Source organism: Tenacibaculum profundi (genome assembly GCF_052050075.1).
Lineage (GTDB): Bacteria > Bacteroidota > Bacteroidia > Flavobacteriales > Flavobacteriaceae > Polaribacter.
The window spans coordinates 628,134-646,079 of record NZ_CP197225.1 but is presented as its reverse complement, the minus strand read 5'-3'; the positions used below and the strand labels follow the sequence as shown (position 1 = coordinate 646,079).

Annotated in this window: 19 protein-coding genes; 9 read left to right on the top strand and 10 right to left on the bottom strand. The window is 28.6% G+C overall.

Features of this window, described 5'->3' with window-relative positions:
• Positions 1-46: 46 nt before the first annotated feature.
• Positions 47-385: a hypothetical protein gene (locus ACSIGE_RS02585; RefSeq protein WP_440881237.1), complete on the bottom strand. Its 339-nt coding sequence runs from the start codon at positions 383-385 to the stop codon at positions 47-49.
• 516 nt (positions 386-901) lie between these two features.
• On the opposite strand from ACSIGE_RS02585, the gene priA reads away from it, so the two are divergent.
• Together priA and ACSIGE_RS02575 are read left to right on the top strand one after the other, a co-directional pair.
• Positions 902-3,310 (top strand): replication restart helicase PriA, encoded by a 2,409-nt coding sequence (gene priA, locus ACSIGE_RS02580; protein ID WP_440881236.1) that lies wholly within the window; start codon positions 902-904, stop codon positions 3,308-3,310.
• Positions 3,311-3,719: 409 nt separating this feature from the next.
• On the top strand, positions 3,720-3,875 hold the full coding sequence (locus ACSIGE_RS02575; protein WP_440881235.1) for a hypothetical protein: 156 nt from the start codon (positions 3,720-3,722) through the stop codon (positions 3,873-3,875).
• 89 nt (positions 3,876-3,964) lie between these two features.
• Here ACSIGE_RS02575 and ACSIGE_RS02570 read toward each other — a convergent pair whose 3' ends face one another.
• From ACSIGE_RS02570 to ACSIGE_RS02540, 7 genes are all read right to left on the bottom strand, one after another.
• The gene (locus ACSIGE_RS02570; RefSeq protein WP_440881234.1) at positions 3,965-4,534 is read right to left on the bottom strand and encodes a type 1 periplasmic binding fold superfamily protein; all 570 of its coding nucleotides are present in this window, start codon (positions 4,532-4,534) and stop codon (positions 3,965-3,967) included.
• A gap of 17 nt (positions 4,535-4,551) precedes the next feature.
• Complete coding sequence (locus ACSIGE_RS02565; RefSeq protein WP_440881233.1) at positions 4,552-6,954, bottom strand: TonB-dependent receptor; 2,403 nt, start codon at positions 6,952-6,954, stop codon at positions 4,552-4,554.
• A 44-nt stretch (positions 6,955-6,998) separates the two neighbouring features.
• Positions 6,999-7,313, bottom strand: coding sequence for a hypothetical protein (locus ACSIGE_RS02560; RefSeq protein ID WP_440881232.1), 315 nt, complete (start codon positions 7,311-7,313; stop codon positions 6,999-7,001).
• A gap of 113 nt (positions 7,314-7,426) precedes the next feature.
• Entirely contained in the window at positions 7,427-8,206 is a 780-nt protein-coding gene (locus tag ACSIGE_RS02555; protein WP_440881231.1) for a TerC family protein, read from the bottom strand.
• Between the two features lie 3 nt (positions 8,207-8,209).
• Entirely contained in the window at positions 8,210-8,629 is a 420-nt protein-coding gene (locus tag ACSIGE_RS02550) for a hypothetical protein (protein ID WP_440881230.1), read from the bottom strand.
• A gap of 12 nt (positions 8,630-8,641) precedes the next feature.
• Complete coding sequence (gene purB, locus ACSIGE_RS02545; RefSeq protein WP_440881229.1) at positions 8,642-9,985, bottom strand: adenylosuccinate lyase; 1,344 nt, start codon at positions 9,983-9,985, stop codon at positions 8,642-8,644.
• A 142-nt stretch (positions 9,986-10,127) separates the two neighbouring features.
• The gene (locus ACSIGE_RS02540; protein ID WP_440881228.1) at positions 10,128-10,724 is read right to left on the bottom strand and encodes a Crp/Fnr family transcriptional regulator; all 597 of its coding nucleotides are present in this window, start codon (positions 10,722-10,724) and stop codon (positions 10,128-10,130) included.
• Between the two features lie 63 nt (positions 10,725-10,787).
• On the opposite strand from ACSIGE_RS02540, the gene ACSIGE_RS02535 reads away from it, so the two are divergent.
• Positions 10,788-11,180, top strand: coding sequence for a group III truncated hemoglobin (locus tag ACSIGE_RS02535; protein WP_440881227.1), 393 nt, complete (start codon positions 10,788-10,790; stop codon positions 11,178-11,180).
• A 79-nt stretch (positions 11,181-11,259) separates the two neighbouring features.
• Here ACSIGE_RS02535 and ACSIGE_RS02530 read toward each other — a convergent pair whose 3' ends face one another.
• Positions 11,260-11,604, bottom strand: coding sequence for a hypothetical protein (locus tag ACSIGE_RS02530; protein WP_440881226.1), 345 nt, complete (start codon positions 11,602-11,604; stop codon positions 11,260-11,262).
• 134 nt (positions 11,605-11,738) lie between these two features.
• Between ACSIGE_RS02530 and ACSIGE_RS02525 the strand changes: the two genes are divergently transcribed.
• The 3 genes from ACSIGE_RS02525 to ACSIGE_RS02515 all read left to right on the top strand — a co-directional run bounded on the left by ACSIGE_RS02525 (position 11,739) and on the right by ACSIGE_RS02515 (position 15,026).
• Positions 11,739-13,757 (top strand): VWA domain-containing protein, encoded by a 2,019-nt coding sequence (locus tag ACSIGE_RS02525; RefSeq protein ID WP_440881225.1) that lies wholly within the window; start codon positions 11,739-11,741, stop codon positions 13,755-13,757.
• 56 nt (positions 13,758-13,813) lie between these two features.
• Positions 13,814-13,996: a CPXCG motif-containing cysteine-rich protein gene (locus ACSIGE_RS02520; protein WP_440881224.1), complete on the top strand. Its 183-nt coding sequence runs from the start codon at positions 13,814-13,816 to the stop codon at positions 13,994-13,996.
• Positions 13,997-14,198: 202 nt separating this feature from the next.
• The gene (locus ACSIGE_RS02515; RefSeq protein ID WP_440881223.1) at positions 14,199-15,026 is read left to right on the top strand and encodes a prohibitin family protein; all 828 of its coding nucleotides are present in this window, start codon (positions 14,199-14,201) and stop codon (positions 15,024-15,026) included.
• 250 nt (positions 15,027-15,276) lie between these two features.
• On the opposite strand, the gene ACSIGE_RS02510 is transcribed toward ACSIGE_RS02515, so the two are convergent.
• Positions 15,277-16,440: a hypothetical protein gene (locus ACSIGE_RS02510; protein ID WP_440881222.1), complete on the bottom strand. Its 1,164-nt coding sequence runs from the start codon at positions 16,438-16,440 to the stop codon at positions 15,277-15,279.
• Positions 16,441-16,804: 364 nt separating this feature from the next.
• Here ACSIGE_RS02510 and rpsF point away from each other — a divergent pair, with 364 nt between their 5' ends.
• Genes rpsF through rplI form a run of 3 tightly spaced genes read left to right on the top strand, consistent with a single transcriptional unit; the run spans position 16,805 to position 17,911 of the window.
• Positions 16,805-17,146: a 30S ribosomal protein S6 gene (rpsF, locus tag ACSIGE_RS02505; RefSeq protein WP_440881221.1), complete on the top strand. Its 342-nt coding sequence runs from the start codon at positions 16,805-16,807 to the stop codon at positions 17,144-17,146.
• 3 nt (positions 17,147-17,149) lie between these two features.
• The gene (rpsR, locus tag ACSIGE_RS02500; protein WP_133536510.1) at positions 17,150-17,446 is read left to right on the top strand and encodes a 30S ribosomal protein S18; all 297 of its coding nucleotides are present in this window, start codon (positions 17,150-17,152) and stop codon (positions 17,444-17,446) included.
• 15 nt (positions 17,447-17,461) lie between these two features.
• Positions 17,462-17,911, top strand: a complete 450-nt coding sequence (rplI, locus tag ACSIGE_RS02495; RefSeq protein WP_440881220.1) for a 50S ribosomal protein L9 — start codon at positions 17,462-17,464, stop codon at positions 17,909-17,911.
• Positions 17,912-17,946 lie beyond the last annotated feature (35 nt).

Sequence of the window (17,946 nt, the reverse complement as noted above, 5' to 3'; positions counted from 1 at the left end):
AAAAGAGGCTTAAAAAGCCTCTTTTTTATTCAATAATTAAAATGATTTATTGATTAACCTTTATAGGTAGTGTATAAATCTCTTGGTTTTTTCCTTCTATTTTAGTAGAAAGTTTTTTGTAATTTAATTTATTTTTTATGTAAGAGTTCAAATCATCGTCTTTTGAAATGACATCTAGAATAACTAGTTCATTTTGATTATTTAGAACAAAAGAAACACGAACTAATAAGTTTTCTTTTGATTCCATTGGTACTCTCTTCCCAATTAATTCAACTATTTCTGAATGTAATACACTTGTTGCTTTAGGTAAATTATCATTAGCAAAAGTACCTACAGAAAGAAATAAAACAACTGTAATTAATAGGGAATTAAATAATGATTTCATGATTACTTTTTTTGATTTTTTATTACACTGCAAATATACAAAGTATAATTAGTTAAATGCGTAATTATCAATATTATTAACAATTTTTTAATAAAGAGTCATTTCAAGTCTTTTTTTTAACTATTTTTTTATGTATTTAATAACATTAAGGGTTTTTAGGAATTCTTAATTTTAAATAAATCTTAATTTTTTATCTGGTATAAAATATGTTTTCATTTTAATTAAAATATATTAAACAAAAAAACAGAAGTACAACAAATATTTTAATGATAGATCATTCTTTTAACTTGTTTATATACATCTAAATAATTGTAGTTTTACAATTATTACCATAAAAGTAGTTGGATTATTCCCATGTTAAAATCAAGAAAATATGTACTCATTAGGTTTATTTAATTAAATTAAAATAGTTTTAGCTATTTGTAAAAGGTGCTTAAATATTATGAATTTGTTGTAATTTTGAATTTTTAAAAATTATATTTTATCCATTTTATAGATGTAATATTACCCATACCTTTGCGAAAAACTTATACCTACGCAATAACAGAAGCTGAATCAAAGTACCTTAAAACAGGAATGCGTGTTGCAGTTCCATTTGGAAAAAATAAGATTTATACGGCTTTAGTATTTAATATTCATAAAAAATCTCCAGTTTTATATGTTGCAAAAGATATTCATCAAATATTAGATGAAGCTCCAGTTGTTAACCAACAGCAGATTAAACATTGGGAATGGATATCGAATTACTACATGTGTGCCTTAGGAGATGTATACAGAGCTGCATTGCCTTCAGCTTTTCTTTTGGAAAGTGAAACGATTATTTTTAAGAATGATGCTTTTAAGAATGATCTTGAACTAGGAGATGATGCTTTTTTAATTTTTGAGGCATTACAAAATCATTCACAACTTACAATAAATCAAGTTTGCGATATCTTAGATAAGAAGAAGGTACTTCCCATCATCGATGAACTTATTCAGAAAAATGCCGTTCATATAAAAGAAAAAATTTATGAAGTATATAAACCAAAATTAATTAGATATATAAAACTAAAAGATAAGTTTAATAATACTGACGAATTAAAAACTTTATTAGAAAAGCTATCTAGATCTAAAAAGCAACGAGAAGCAGTACTTCTCTATTTTCAATTAGCAAGTAATTCGAAACAAGTTAAAGTAAAAGAATTACAGGATAAGGCTAACATTTCTTTATCTGTATTAAATACATTAATTTCAAAAAACATATTTGAGTTTTACCATTTACAGCAGGATAGAGTTAGTTTTAAAGGGGAGGTTAGTGATTTAAAAGTCTTAAATGAACATCAAGAAAAGGCGTTTTTACAGGTTAAACAGTCTTTCGAAAAGTATTCAGTCTCGCTATTAAATGGTGTAACAGGCTCTGGAAAAACAGAGATATATGTGAAATTAATTAAAGAATTTTTAGATAAAGGAAAGCAAGTCTTATTTTTATTACCTGAAATAGCTTTAACTACACAAATAATTTCCCGACTTGAAATATATTTCGGAGATTATTTATCAGTATTTCACTCAAAATATTCTATGAATGAAAGAGTAGAGGTTTGGAATAATGTTTTAAATAGTAAAACAAAGGCACAACTCGTTCTGGGTGCTCGATCGTCTGTCTTTTTACCATTTTCCGATTTAGGACTTATAATTGTTGATGAAGAACACGAAAATTCATATAAGCAATTTGACCCTGCTCCGAGATATAACGCGAGAGATACTGCTGTAGTACTTGGTCATCAACATCAGGCAAAGGTTTTATTAGGTTCAGCAACTCCTTCATTAGAAAGCTTCTATAATGCTTCTGAAAAAAAATATGGTTTTATACACTTAAATAAACGTTTTGGAAATATTCAATTACCTAATATAGAGTTGATTGATCTTAAAGAAAAATACAAGAAAAAACGAATGAAGGGGCATTTTTCAGATCGTTTAATTCAAATGATTAATGAAGCACTAAATGAGAAAGAACAAATCATATTATTTCAGAATAGAAGAGGTTTTTCTCCAGTTGTAGAATGCACTACTTGTGGAGTATCTCCTCAGTGTCCTAACTGTGATGTTAGTTTAACTTATCATAAATATAGAAAAGAGTTGAAGTGTCATTATTGCAGTTATTATAGAGCTATGCCAAATGCTTGTGATGCTTGCGGAGGCAGTACTTTAGATTCTAAAGGTTTTGGTACAGAACAAATCGAACTAGAATTAAAAGAACTTTTTCCCGATATTAATATTGGTAGAATGGATTTAGATACTACCAGAGGTAAAAACGGGTATCAAAAAATAATAAGAGCTTTCGAAGCTCAAGAAATAGATGTTCTAGTAGGAACGCAAATGCTTTCTAAAGGATTAGATTTTAAGAATGTTTCACTAGTAGGTGTTATGAATGCAGATTCTATGTTAAATTTTCCTGATTTTAGGGCTCATGAACGCGCTTACCAACTGCTTGTACAAGTATCAGGAAGATCTGGGAGATCAAAAAAACGAGGAGCAGTAGCTATTCAGACCTACAATCCATACCATCAAATTTTACAACAGGTATCCACTAATAGTTATGTAGAAATGTATAAAGAACAGCTCCAAGATCGATGGCAATTTAACTACCCTCCATACTATAGAATTATAAAAATAACATTAAAACATAGAGATTATTTAAAGGTAGATTCAGGTATAAATTGGTTGGCAAAAGCTTTAAGGAACTCTTTTGGTAGTAATGTTATGGGACCTACTGAGCCAGTTGTATCAAGAGTAAGAAATCAGTATATTAAGAATTTAACTCTTAAAGTACCACCGAAACAATCTTTATTGAAAACTAAGAAACAAATACAAAAAATAATGGAAGTATTTGAAGCAGTCAAAGATTACCGATCTATTCGCTTTATTATTGATGTAGACGCATATTAAATTTATTGGGACGATTATTATATTTAAGTTGCATTGTTTTGTTAATTTAAATAAAAAAGTATAAAATTAAGTATTCGTGCTCAGGAATATTTATTTCTTTTTTCGTACTGTTTAATAAACGAGTGCTTATTAAGTTTTACGAATCTGTGTTTTTTATGAAATAAATAAAGTTTGTTTTTTAGTATAAAATATATTTATGTATATTTGTAAAGTCTTTGGAGACGTCCTTAGACTTTCTTTTTCATAGCAATTTTCCCACTCAAATTTTGAGTGGGTTTTTTATCTAATATCATATTCATTTTAACTGTCGATTAAGCACATTTATAGAAACTTAATAGAGTTTGAGCTAAAAGCGGAATATACCATTAGAATTACTAAGTAATTTGCAGTATAATCAAAGCTTATACATATGAAAACAGAAGTCATTAAAATAAAGCTAGTTAACAAAAATGGATTTGAAGCAACACAAAATTATATGTTGATTGAAATACCTATAGTCTCTAATGAAGCATTATTCAACCAGGTTTTTATGATTAGAGATTTCGGTTGTGTATTCTTAAGCTGATATAATAAAAAAGTAATTACCTTTACAAATAACAAAAGGCTCGATTCGTATCAGATCGAGCCTTTTTTAATAAAAAGTTTATAAACTATTTATTCAATAGTAACACCAAATACTGCTTCAATATCTGTTTCACCTCCAGCATTGGTAATATCATTATTAGAAACACCATCAGCTGTTTTATTTGGTTCATGTCTTAAGATAAAAGTATAAGAGCCAGTTCCTGCATTACCTGTTTTTAATTCGAAATCAATTCCTATTGGATTATTATTAGCATCCTTTTGACCAGTATAGGTAAAAGTACTATTTAGATCCTTTACAATATAGAAAAATTGATGTTCTTCGGCTTCTTCTTTAACCTCATCTGTAATGTTATCGGCAGGGCTTTCATTTTCATTTAATAGTGTTATTGAGCCTTTGTAAGTTGTGTTTGCTGCTAAATTTGGAGCAACTATTTTAGGATCTTCTCCACCATCACCGTCTAAATCTGTACTTGTAAAAATAACTGTACCATTGCCAGATTCTGGAGTTAGTTCAATTTTCATTGTTGTAATAAGTTCTTCTTCATGTTCTGGTTCTGGAGTTGTTTCATCATCATCTGAACAGGCTGTGAAAGTTAACGTTGATATGAATAATATGGCTAATAATTTAATATGTTTCATAATTAATATGTTTTTGATTAATAATTAAATTTTAATTGTAATCGGAAATTTCTTCCTATGTCATCTGAGAAATACCTTAATCTATTCAAATAATTTCTATATGATGTATTGAAAATATTATCAATGGTAAAATTGAGTTCAACCGTTGTTTTAGATAGGTTGAAATCAATTCCTGAAGAGAAATTTAATAAATGATACGAAGATGGAGGCGAGCTTATGTCCACTAATTCATAGCTTGAAGTAGTTGGTATATATACTTCAAAATTATTATTAGGGAATTGTGTTTGTTCGGCATTAAACTCACTTTCTAAAGAAGCATAGAAATTTTTCCAGTTTTCTTTTTTGAAAAATAAAGTTGTTGAGGTTTTAAAAGGAGGGATATCTATTAAAGGTCTTTTAGTAGATAAATCTGAACCTCTTAAAAACGATATTTTATTGTTAAATAAAATAGTATTGGTTAATTGATAATTTAAATTTGTATCAAAACCAAAAAGTTGTGCATTAATTTGCTTGTGACTCCAGACGGGAAAAGCACCCCTTAAAGTTGCTTCAATACCCGACGGCTCCATATAAATAAAATCCGTAATATGATTATAAAATGATTCAAACGTGAAATCCATATTTTTTTTAGTATATTGATATGTTGTCGAAATTCTGTTTGAAGTTTCCTGTTTTATACGTAAATCTCCTAGTTCAATTCTTGCAGCAGAGTGATGTAAGCCATCACTAAATAATTCAGAAGGATTTGGAGCTCTATTAGATAAACCATAGTTTAGTGTAATTGAATGGTTTGAATTTAAAGAATAAATCATTCCAATAGAACCTGAAATATTGTTATAGTTAAATTTTGGATTGGCTAATAGTTGTCCGCCATTGATGTTACTTAACAATACGGTATGTCCAAAATCTTCTGGATAGTTTTTTTCTGACCAAAAAGAATTTTTATAATATTTTTTTGCATTTACATGATCAAAGTCATAGCGTAAACCTAGTTCTAAAAATATTTTTTCGAATTTAAAATTACCAATAGTGTATGCACCAATATAATGGTGATCATAATCAGGAATTAACCTTCTTACTCCTGTAACTTTTGGAAAATTATTTTGAGTTCCAATGTTAACACCAAATTTATAAATGCTCTCAGAATTAGAATCTAAAAGAAAATCTAACTTTGCTGAATGGGTTTGTAATAATAAATCTAGGGCAGCTTTATCACTTCTTCCTCCACGGCGTACATCAAATTCTAATCTTTTATTTCGTTGATAGTCATATTGAAAAGAAACCTTTCCAAAGCCTTTAAATCGCTTGTAAGCAGCTACTTTTAAAAGTTGATGTGTAACATTTTGCTTAGGATTATGAATGTCGTAATCAAAATCCTTTATTATGCTTGGTTTTGGAGTTTTTATAGCGTTTACCAAATCGGTTACATTTCCTATATGAGAAGAACGTAAAATTCCGATAGTATTTGCAATGTAGCTGTAAAACGCTTCAAAACCTTTATCAAATTTCTTGTAACCACTATTAAAACTAAAAGATTTCGAGTTTATTCCTGTGTTTGTAAGATTGTAATTTGGTGCTCTAAAATCACCAGCTCTTTTGTAACTGGTTTGACCATTAGCAAACCAGCCTGAGGAGTAATTTTTATTAACACTTGAACTAACAGAAAAAAGACGACCATTTGTTTGTTGTGAAACAATTGTTTTCCCAAATAAACTATCTTTACTAAAGTTTCTTTTTGGATTAATGATAACTGTACCACCTATAGCGTCACCTCCATATTGAAGAGCATTAGCTCCTTTAATAACCGATATTGATCCAGCAGCATTGATATCAATATTAGGCGCATGTTCTATACCCCATTCTTGATCTTGCAGTCTAACATTGTTAAAAGATATCAAAACCCTGCTACTGTGTAAACCATTGATTATTGGCTTTACTATTGAATTTCCAGTATTTATAGAGGATACACCAGATACCTTTTTTATTGCATCTCCTAAATTTGCATTACTAAAGTTTTCCAGTTCTTTACTACTCAACAAAGTTTCTTGGGAAGTTTTGGTTTTTAGACCAAGGTTCCCTTTAATACTTATTTCATTTAGTTGTTCTATGTGATGTTCTAGATCAATAATTTTAAAAATATCACTACTCACTTCAAAATGAAATTCTTGAGGGTCACATGCAACATGCGATACATGTACAGTTATAGTACCTGGGCAGATATTTTTTAATGTAAACTTACCTTCTGTATCGGTAGTCGTATACTTATTTAAATTTTTTACAAAAATGGTAGCACCGACTATAGGAGATTTATCATGAAAATCTTCTACAAAACCAGAAAAAACAAGCTTACATTCTTGAGCAATTAATACAGACAAAGAGTTTAGTACTAAAAGCAACAAAGAAATGCTTTTTAAATTCATTTATTTAGTTATTGTATTTATAATTATATACAGATTTAAAATAATTATAACGTGAAGGGAGGTGCTCTTGAAGACTTTTTATTATTGTCTAAAGTAAATATACTACTTGGGTTTTCAATAGGAAGTAGATCAGGTTTTACGAAAATTGAAGTGAATTTTCTCAAATTTTCATAATGAAATATTTCTAATTGAAAATGCCATTGAGAACAACTTTGTTCTTGTTCGTGAAAGTGATGTTCGTCAACTGCAGAACAAATATTGTGTATATGGCTTTCAAACGAATGAAATAATTGTATAACTGAAGGTAACAGTAATACAACTATGAATAAAATTAATATGTGTTCCTTTATTTTTAACACGCGTCAAAAATAAGTAAAAAAAAGAAACCTTAACAAAATAATATGTTAAGGCTTTATTTATGATTTAATTATACTTTAAATAGACACTATTAATGACCTAAAAAAATACACGGTTAATTACTTTTTTTCTTTTTTCTAATTTGCATATTTAACATTTCAACGATTAGGGAAAAGGTGATGGCAAAATATAAATATCCTTTCGGAATAGCTCCTACTTCCTGACCAAAAAGTTTTGCATGGGAAAGATGAGCTCCTTCCGCAATTAACATGAAGCCAATAAGTATTAAGAAGGCCAATCCTAGCATTTGAATTGATGGATGCTTATTTACAAATTTTCCTACTGGATTTGCAAATAACATCATGATAATCATCGATAGTATGACTGAAGTGATCATAATAATCATCGCTCCTTCTATACCATTTGTCATACCAACTGCGGTTAATATTGAGTCGAAAGAAAATACGATATTAATTAATGTGATTTGAATTATTGCTTGACTTATCGTATATTTCTTTTTAGAATTTTCATCACCTGTAGACGCTTCTATCCCATCAACTTTATGATGAATTTCTTTGGTGCTTTTGTACAAAAGAAATAATCCTCCCGCAAATAAAATTAAACTTTGTCCTGTAAAACCAGCTTTAAACCAAGACCAGTCAATATGGAAAAAAGGAGCGTTCATGGCAATTAGTAATGAAATTCCAAATAATAAAACCACACGAAGTACCATGGCCAATAGAAGTCCAATATTGGTTGCTTTTTTCTGTTCGTTTTCAGGAAGTTTGTTTGCGGCGATAGATATAAAAATAATATTATCAATACCTAACACAATTTCTAAAAACGTTAATGTTATGAGTGCCCCCCAAGTATCTGCTTGTAAGAATATTTCCATAGTTTATTTTATTTTTTTTATTGTTCCTTTTTGTTTGAAATTTGAGTAACCAATTTTTAATGTAAAATCATAAGAGTCCTCTGTTACTTTCGTTATTTGAAAAAACAAGGGGTCTTTATAAAGGTCTGTCTTAGGATTTTTTTTGATACAGGTGTAGTTAAAATTATTTTTCCATTTTATATAAAAAGTATCAATCTTTTTTATAATTTTTTCAGTACTCATACTGTCGTTTGAAACACTAATTTTTTCTGTATACTCTTCAATTTGAAGGCTGTCATTTCGTGTTATTTTTATTTTACTAATATTTCCGATAGCAGGAAACTCAAAAACACCATATTTAAACCTGTCAGGATTGCCTTTTAGTTGTGGCTTACATTTAATTAATATTGGCATGAAAATTAGTACAAGTAAGATTTTTCTCATTTTTAAATACAATTAAATTCCAGTATAATTTGAAGGTGTAATTACTTTCAGCTCTTTTTTGATTTCATTAGAAACGTTAAGAGTATCGATGAATGAGGCAATTGAATTTTGTGTAATTTTTTCATTAGTACGTGTTAATCCTTTTAGTGCTTCATAAGGATTTGGGTAAGCTTCCCTTCGTAATATTGTCTGAATAGCTTCAGCAACTACAGCCCAATTATCATCTAAATCTTTTTTAAATTTTTCTTTATTTAATAATAATTTATTTAATCCTTTTAGCGTAGAGGTAAAACCAATTAGTGTATGCCCAAAAGGCACTCCAATATTTCGTAGCACAGTACTATCTGTTAAATCACGTTGAAGACGTGAAATAGGAAGTTTTATAGAGAGATGTTCAAAAATTGCATTTGCAATTCCTAAGTTTCCTTCAGAGTTCTCAAAGTCAATAGGATTTACTTTATGCGGCATAGCCGAAGAGCCAACTTCTCCTTTTTTAATTTTTTGTTTAAAATAATCATTTGATATATATGACCATATATCTCTATTTAAATCTATTAAAATTGTATTTACCCTTTTTAAACCATCATATAATGCAGCCATATGATCATAATGTTCTATTTGGGTAGTAGGAAAAGAATGGTGTAAGCCAAGAATATTTTCAACAAATTCAGTTCCAAATTTTTTCCAGTCAATAGTTGGATAAGCAACTTTATGGGCATTAAAATTACCTGTAGCTCCTCCAAATTTTGCAGCATGTGGTACGTGCTGCGCATGCATAACTTGGTTATTTATACGCTCAACAAATACGAAAAACTCTTTTCCCAGACGAGTGGGCGATGCAGGCTGCCCATGAGTACGAGCAAGCATGGGTATTTCTTCCCATTCTTCAGCTAAATCGGCTAACTTAGAAACTAAAGCGTCTAATTTTGGATAGTAAACTTCTTCCATAGCATCCTTTAAAGATAATGGAATAGCCGTATTATTAATATCTTGAGAAGTTAAGCCAAAATGAATAAATTCTTTGAATTCTTCAAGTTCTAAAGCATCGAATTTTTCTTTGATAAAATATTCGACGGCTTTAACATCATGATTAGTTATACTTTCAATTTCTTTAATTTTGATAGCATCTTGTGAATCAAAGTTGTTGTAAATATCTCTTAGTAAAGTGTATAGGTTTTTGTCGAAAGAAGCCAATTGAGGAAGTGGAATTTCACATAAAGCAATAAAATATTCAATTTCAACTTTAACTCGATATTTAATCAAAGCTTCTTCAGAAAAATAATTTGCTAAGCTAGTAACTTTATTACGGTATCTTCCATCAATGGGTGAGATAGCATTTAATTGGGTTAAATTCATGTTTATTTGTTGTGTTGACGCAACAAAAATAAAAATTATAGCGTTGATAATATATAATAAAAATAGAAATTTTTATTAAAGAAGTATTTTTAAATTATTTATTTTTTTGCTTGATTAACAGGTGTTTAAAAGAAGTGTTAAATTACCTGTAAACTTTTCTTGAAATTATTTTTACTTCTCCTTTTTTTTCTAAACTTTTAATTGAGCGAATAACGGTTTCAACTCTTAAACCCAAAATATCTGCAATTTGCTGTCTTGTATAGGGAATTTGAAAGTTAGAATTTAATGTTAGTTTATGAACATCATTTTTTAAATAATCAAAAAATCTTAAAATCCGATGCATTGGTTCTTGTCCTGAAATTTCTGAAGCAATTATAGCTTTGTAGTAAAGTCTTTTAGCTAGCGCTTTTGTTATTTTAAAATGTATCTCTTGGTGGTCTGTTAGTAATTCAAATAATTTTTTTTTAGGTAAAATAATTATTTCTGAATCCGATAAAGTCATAGCGTTTGCCGGATAAGGAACACTTATAAAAAGCGGAGGTTCACCAAAGCTTTGTTTTTTGTAAAATATACCTTGTATAAATTCTTTACCATCATCATTAAAATTATTCATTTTTACGGCTCCCTTTAAAATTTGGTAATAGTTTCGCGCAATGTCATTTTCAGTAAAAATTTTTTCATCTTTTTTGTAAGTAACTGTCTTAGCGTTGAATTCGAATAAAATATCTTCTGGAATCATTATGATTTAGGTCATAAAAGGTTTTCAGGTAAATATATACTTTTGCTTTTAATTAATATGAATATGGATAAAAAAGAAATAGCGTCACGAGAAGATATTTACTTATTAGTATTAACTTTTTATGATCGGATAAAAAAGGACGATTTAATTGGGCCTATTTTTATTGAAATGATTCCAGAAAAGGAGTGGGGAAATCATTTAATAAAGCTAACAGATTTCTGGGAAACAAATTTGTTTTTTGTAAGAAAGTTTAAAGGAAATCCTGTTAAAGTACATAAAAATCTTGATAAAAGTTTTAAATACAGTATTTCTCAAAAACATTTTGGACGTTGGCTTCAATTATGGTTTTCTACAATAGATGAGCTTTTTGTTGGTGAAAAAGCATTTAATGCCAAAGAAAGAGCAAGAAATATAGCTTCTATGTTGTTTTTCAAAATATTTGATAGTAGACCTTAAAATATTAAAATTCAATGCAATTACATTAAATAAAACTACAAAAACCTTGCAGACTTTTGTAGTTTTATTTTTTTGCCAATTAAACATATGCTTTTAGCTGGTATATTATTAGAAGTAAGTTTCCAAGAATATTGATAATAAATGTCCAAGTAATTATTTTAAAAGGTTGTTGACTTATAGCCATCACATTTGCTCCCATTGCAGATAAACAAGTGAAAATTAATGGGAAATATGCAATTTCACCTTGTATAGCCAATGCTGCTGAAATAGAAGCAATCATAGTACCAACCATAATAAATAAAATTGCAATTCCGATAGCATTTTTTTCTTCTTTTTTAATCCAAGCATTTACAAGTTCAATTAAAATATTTTTTTTTCGTGCTGAAATAGTATTTTTCGATTGTATTAGATTTGATATCTCCATGATTTAACTCGTTTTTATTAAACAAAATTAAAGGGTAATCTGTTTATAATTTATGAGTTCAATCATAAATAAGAATAAAACCTTAATGCATATTTATAAGATATTTATATCTTCACATTTTAAAAGAAATGAATTTGGATCCATTAACCCTATCACATATTTTACTAGTATTAATTGCTAGTGTTGCTATTGCCTTCTTTCAATATTTTTATCAGGGAAAAAAACAATCACGCGTTACAATTGTTTTGTTTTTTTTGAGGAGCTTGACACTTTTTTTTATAGGAGTTCTTCTAATCAATCCACAGATAGAAGTTGTCGATACAAAGAATCATAAACCTCTTATTTCTTTGTTGATTGATAACTCTAAATCAATGGCATTTTTTAAGGAAGAAAAAAAGATAGAAAGTATCGTCGAATCTATAAAGAAAAATAAAGATCTTAACAACAAGTTTGAAGTAATTTCTTTTTCTTTTGGAGAAGATGTTCAATTATCGGATAGTTTAAGTTTTGATGAGCGAAAAACAGATATCAATGAAGCAATGTTATCCATAGATAAATTGTACCCTAACAAAAAAAGAGCAACCATACTTATAACAGATGGAAACCAAACATCTGGAAATGACTATGAATTTTATAAGCCGAAAACTAAAATTTTTCCCATTATTATCGGTGATACAACGCTCCATCAAGATATACAAATTTCTAATTTGAATGTAAATAAATATAGTTATTTAAATAACAATTTTCCTGTTGAAGCAATGATACTCTATGAAGGAGACAGCTCTATAACTGCTAATTTTATGATAACCCATAAGGGGAAAAAAGTGATTTCTAAAAAACTTTTTTTTTCACCCAAAAACAAGACAAACACTATTAGTGTAGAGTTAAAATCTAAAGAAAAAGGAGTACAATATTATCAGGCATCTATCAAAAGTTCTATTGAAGAAAAAAATATTAAAAACAACAGCAGAGATTTTTCTGTTGAGGTAATTGATGAACAAACAAAAATATTATTGTTAAGCTCAATTATACATCCAGATTTAGGAGCTATAAAAAAAGCAGTAGAAAGTAATAAGCAAAGAAAAGTTGAAATCAAGATAATGAATAAGGACGCATTTGATATTGAAAATTATCAAATGTTTATTTTTTACCAACCTAATTTTAGCTTCAGGGATGTGTTAAATCAGGTAAACTCTAATTATTTTTTAATTTCTGGAATAAAAACTGATTGGAGATTTATAAATAATTTAGAATTAGGAATAAAAAAATCAACAATAAATCAAAATGAAGCGTCTGCACCTGTTTACAACAGCAATTTTTTGACTTTTATGCAAGAAAATATTGGTTTTGAGGAATTTCCACCATTGGAAGATAAATTTGGAAAAATCCAATTTACAAGAAAAAATCAAGCTTTATTAGGTCAAAATATTGGAGGGATTCCTTCAGGACAGCCTTTATTAGTAGCTCTTGAAGAAAATGAAAAAAAGACAATGGTGTTGTTCGGAGAAGGTATTTGGAAATGGAGATCTTCTAGTTATTTAAAAGAGAAGTCTTTTGAGGAGTTTGATAAATTTTTAAATAATATCATACAGTACTTGGCTTCTAATAAAAAGCGAAATAGGCTAGAGATAACGGCAAAAAAAAGTTATTCCGCTAATGAAGATATTGTTTTTTCAGCATTTTATGTCGATCAAAATTATCGTTTTGATAAAAGGGCCTCGCTTGACTTAAAAATTATAAATAGTAGTACAAAAGAAGAAATAAGCTATCCATTTTCTTTAATGAACAATTCTTACAGAGTTTCGATAGAAGGATTAGAGCCAGGAATTTACTCATATCAAGTAACGGTAAAAGGTCAATCTATAACAAACAGGGGGAGTTTTAGAGTTACTGCTTTTGAGATTGAAGAACAATTTGTCAATGCAAATCAGAATAAACTTAAAAAAATAGCCTTGAATACCAATGGAAAGGTATATTATAGCAATCAGATTGCGGCTTTATTAAATAACTTAAACTCTGATCCAAATTATTCTAAAGTGCAGGAGTCAATTATATCACAAAAGAGTTTAATTGAATGGAAGTGGTATTTAATTTTAATAGTAATTTCTTTAGCTTCAGAATGGTTTATTAGAAAATATTTTGGGCGCATTTAAAAAAGTAAAAAAACTAAAAGTTTTATGTTCCCAATAATTAATTCATTTTAAGAATTATGATAGAACATTTTTTTAAATGTCCATTTTGTTGGCTAGAAATCTCGATGTTAATAGACACAAGTATATCAAACCAATCTTACATTGAAGATTGTGAAAACTGTTGTAATCCTATTCAGATTGAAGTGTTTTTTTCTTTTGGAAATTTAATTGAATTCAGAGCTTTAAATACCGAGCAATAAAATATTTTAATGGAAAGATAATAATGATTATTACAGTAATATATTTAAGGCAAAGCTTTTGTAATCTGATTTTGCTATTATGTGTTTTTATTAGTTTGATTAATATTGTTTTAGAGTTTTGATTAATATAAATACAGTATAAAAAAATATAGATAGAAAATTATATTTTAATCGTATTTTTGATTAAACTAAAACTTTAAAAATGGCAAAAAATCAAATTGAGTTAAACATACCTAAAGGATCTTTTTTAATCCCAATAGCAATCATTTCTTTAATATTTGTGATAAAATCAACAGAGACAATAGGCCCAGGTGAGGCTGGTGTGATCTTTGAGAGATTTGGAGATGGTATTAATACAACAAAAACTTTTGGAGAGGGGTTTCATATTGTGGCACCTTGGAATAAAATGATCGTTCAAAAAGTTCGACAACAGTCTATTTCTGATCAAATGAACGTTCTGTCTGTTAATGGATTAGAAGTTCGTGTTGACGGAACTGTTTGGTTTAGACCAGATTACAATAGTTTAGGGAACTTAATAAAAACCAAAGGCACAAATTATGTGTCAGATATCTTAGATCCAGCAATTAATGCAGCTGCAAGAAGTGTTGTTGGTAGGTATACACCAGAACAATTGTATTCAAGTAAACGAGATGTAATAGAACAAGAAATTTTAGAAGAAGCACAAGATGAACTCAAAGATCAATTTATTATTGTTGAAAGAGTTTTGGTAGAAGATGTTCAATTACCTAATACCATTCGTGATGCAATTGAAAGAAAACTAAAACAAGAACAAGAATCTCTAGAGTATCAATTTAGAATAGAAAAAGCAGAAAAAGAAGCAGAAAGACAAAGGATAGAGGCAAAGGGGAAAGCAGATGCAAATAAAATATTGAGTGCTTCACTAACAGATAAGATTTTAAGAGATAAGGGAATAGAAGCTACAAATAAATTGTCAGAGTCCCCTAATAGTAAGGTTGTTATTATTGGGTCAGGAAAATCAGGTATGCCAATAATATTAGGAAATCAATAATGTAAATATAACTATTTTAAATTATAAAATTAGGGCCTCTTTATGAATTTAAAGAGGTTTGTTCTTTTAGTTCATAAGGTTTTTTAGTTTAGCTAATTTTGATTTGAAATCAAAATTAAAAGAATAGAAGGGAGGAGGCAGACAGAAATTAATTCTCAATTGAAAACAATATAATTAAAAAAACCTCAAAATAAATATATTTATTTTGAGGTTTTTTATGACTAAGAATTATTCTAAAACCAATAAAAAATTATTCTGATTTTAAAAGATATTCAAGAATTACTTTTCCTTTCTGATTTCTAATCCATAGAATATTGGTATCCTTAATTTCATATGAAACCCCATGCTTCAAAATTTTATCTAAGTGTATGCTTAGAGCATTTGTGTAAGCTTCTGAGGTAGTTATTGTACTTATGTTTAATTTATCATAAGTTAAGTTTTCAACTTGTCCACTAATTGATACGCTTCCATTAGATCCTGTAAAGTCTCTATTTCCGTTAACAAGATCGAATTTTAAGAATGGGTGAAAAGGTAATTTTTTATTATATACTTTTAATTTGTTTTTCTTTCTAAATCTTTTTAGTATCCAAGTATTGTTTAATGGAGCATCAACCTCTACTTTGTGTTCATACTTGAACGCATTTATATTGAAAAGGTCGTAATTGGAAATTTCACCATCCATGTAAAAATTCTTTACATAACGTTCCATTGCGGCATTTACATTTGTTCCATGCCCATAACCATATACATGTCCAATTTCATGAGATAATTTTCCTAATGGCTTTACACCACCTGTAAATTTGATTTGATTTGATACAGAAATTTTACTTCCGTTAGCTTTCATAGCTTTTATACCTTTTTTTCTTTGAAAAACGATAGCTTTGGAATCGTGTCTTATTTTATTATATACAACCGCTCCAGGTTTTGTAATTCCAGCTCTGTCCATGTATGTGATGAAATGAGGATGTGAATACATTTTTCTAAACCTTTTAAAAGCGTTTTTAAGAAATTCTTGTTCATTACCACCGAAAGTACCATTACCCGAAAGAAATCTACTTATTCTCAAAGAAAAATTATTTCTTTGAAATTGATCAGTTTGATAAAGTTTAATAGTATTTTTTTCTTCTTTCAATACGTTACCATTTAAATCCTTTAACTGGTAAAGTGATGTGGTAATTTCATAGTTAGGACTTTTTGTAATAATGTTTTTTGGAATAAATTTAGGGTTTAATCTTTTGATTTCTTTGAGTTTAGTTATTCCGAAATCTTTTTGATTTCTGTATTTTGATGATTTTTCTAAATCACTTAAAAAACTCTCTTCATCAATATTACTTTTCAAATCAGTATCTTCGATAATATTGTCTGAACATGAAAATAAGACAAATGTTAACAAAGTAATAAATAGCTTCTGCATAAAAATAAAAATTAAATTTCAAAATAGATTAAGCAGTGGTAGATTTGAAGACTAAGTTTTGGTTTGGAGATGCAAACATAGTTAATTTTTTGTTAAAAACCAAAAACTACGTGTGTTAAATAATTGATTTTTAGTTTTTTGTTTTTTTGAGGTGTTTGGTTTTCGTCAAAAAAAGAGGCCAAAATTGTTAAGTATACCTTTTTTTTAAGGTGTCTAAAGAATTAAGAGTTAAAAAAGTTGTTTGTAATAAATTAGATTATAAACGAACCATGTTTGATTTTAATTTAGAAAAATTACCTTAGTTTTGGTTTTATTTTAATAAATCATGTATATTTGCACGCTTAAAATTAAATTTTAATTATATATGAACCATTACGAAACTGTTTTCATATTGAATCCCGTTTTATCTGAAGGTCAGATAAAGGAAACAGTGCAGAAATTTGAAGATTATTTGACTTCAAAAGGAGCAGAAGTGATTCACAAAGAAGATTGGGGACTAAAGAAGTTAGCATATCCAATCGAAAAGAAAAAAAGTGGGTTTTACCATTTATTTGAGTTTAAAGCAGGAGGAGATGTTATCGCTCCGTTTGAACTAGAGTTTAGACGAGATGATAGTATTATGAGATACCTAACTGTAAAGTTAGATAAACATGCTGTTGCTTGGGCTGAAAAAAGAAAACAACGTGTCAAATCCTCTAAAAAATAACCTATGGCGTCTATTGATCAACAAGCAAAAGGAAACAAGCAAGGAGAAGTGCGTTATTTAACGCCTCTTGATATAGAAACTAAAAAAGAAGCAAAGTATTGTAGATTCAAAAAAAATGGAATCAAGTATATCGATTACAAAGATGCAGACTTCTTAATGTATTTAGTTAACGAACAAGGTAAGATTTTACCTAGACGTTTGACAGGGACATCATTAAAGTACCAACGTAAAGTAGCTCAAGCTATCAAAAGAGCTCGTCATTTAGCGTTAATGCCATATGTTGGTGATATGTTAAAATAATAAAGAAGTAGAACAATGGAATTGATATTAAAACAAGACGTAGAAAACTTAGGTTTTAAAGACGATGTTGTAAACGTTAAGAACGGTTACGGTCGAAATTATCTTATACCGCAAGGTCATGCTGTTTTAGCTACTTCTTCGGCTAAAAAAGTATTGGCTGAAAATTTGAAGCAACGTGCTTTTAAAGAAGCGAAAATAATAGAAGATGCAACTAAATTAGCAGAAGCTGTTAAAGGATATGAAATTAAAATAGCTTCAAAAGTAGGTTCAGGAGATAAATTATTTGGATCAGTGAATAATGCCGATGTAGCGCTTGCACTAACGAAAGCAGGTACAGAGGTAGACAAAAAATTCATCAAAGTTACTGGTGGAAATGTTAAAAGACTAGGAAAATATAATGCGGCGGTTCGTTTACATAGAACTGTAGTTGCTGATATTGTATTTGAAGTAGTTGCAGAAAAATAAACTAAGAAAAATATTTTTTTCTTAAAAAAACCGTC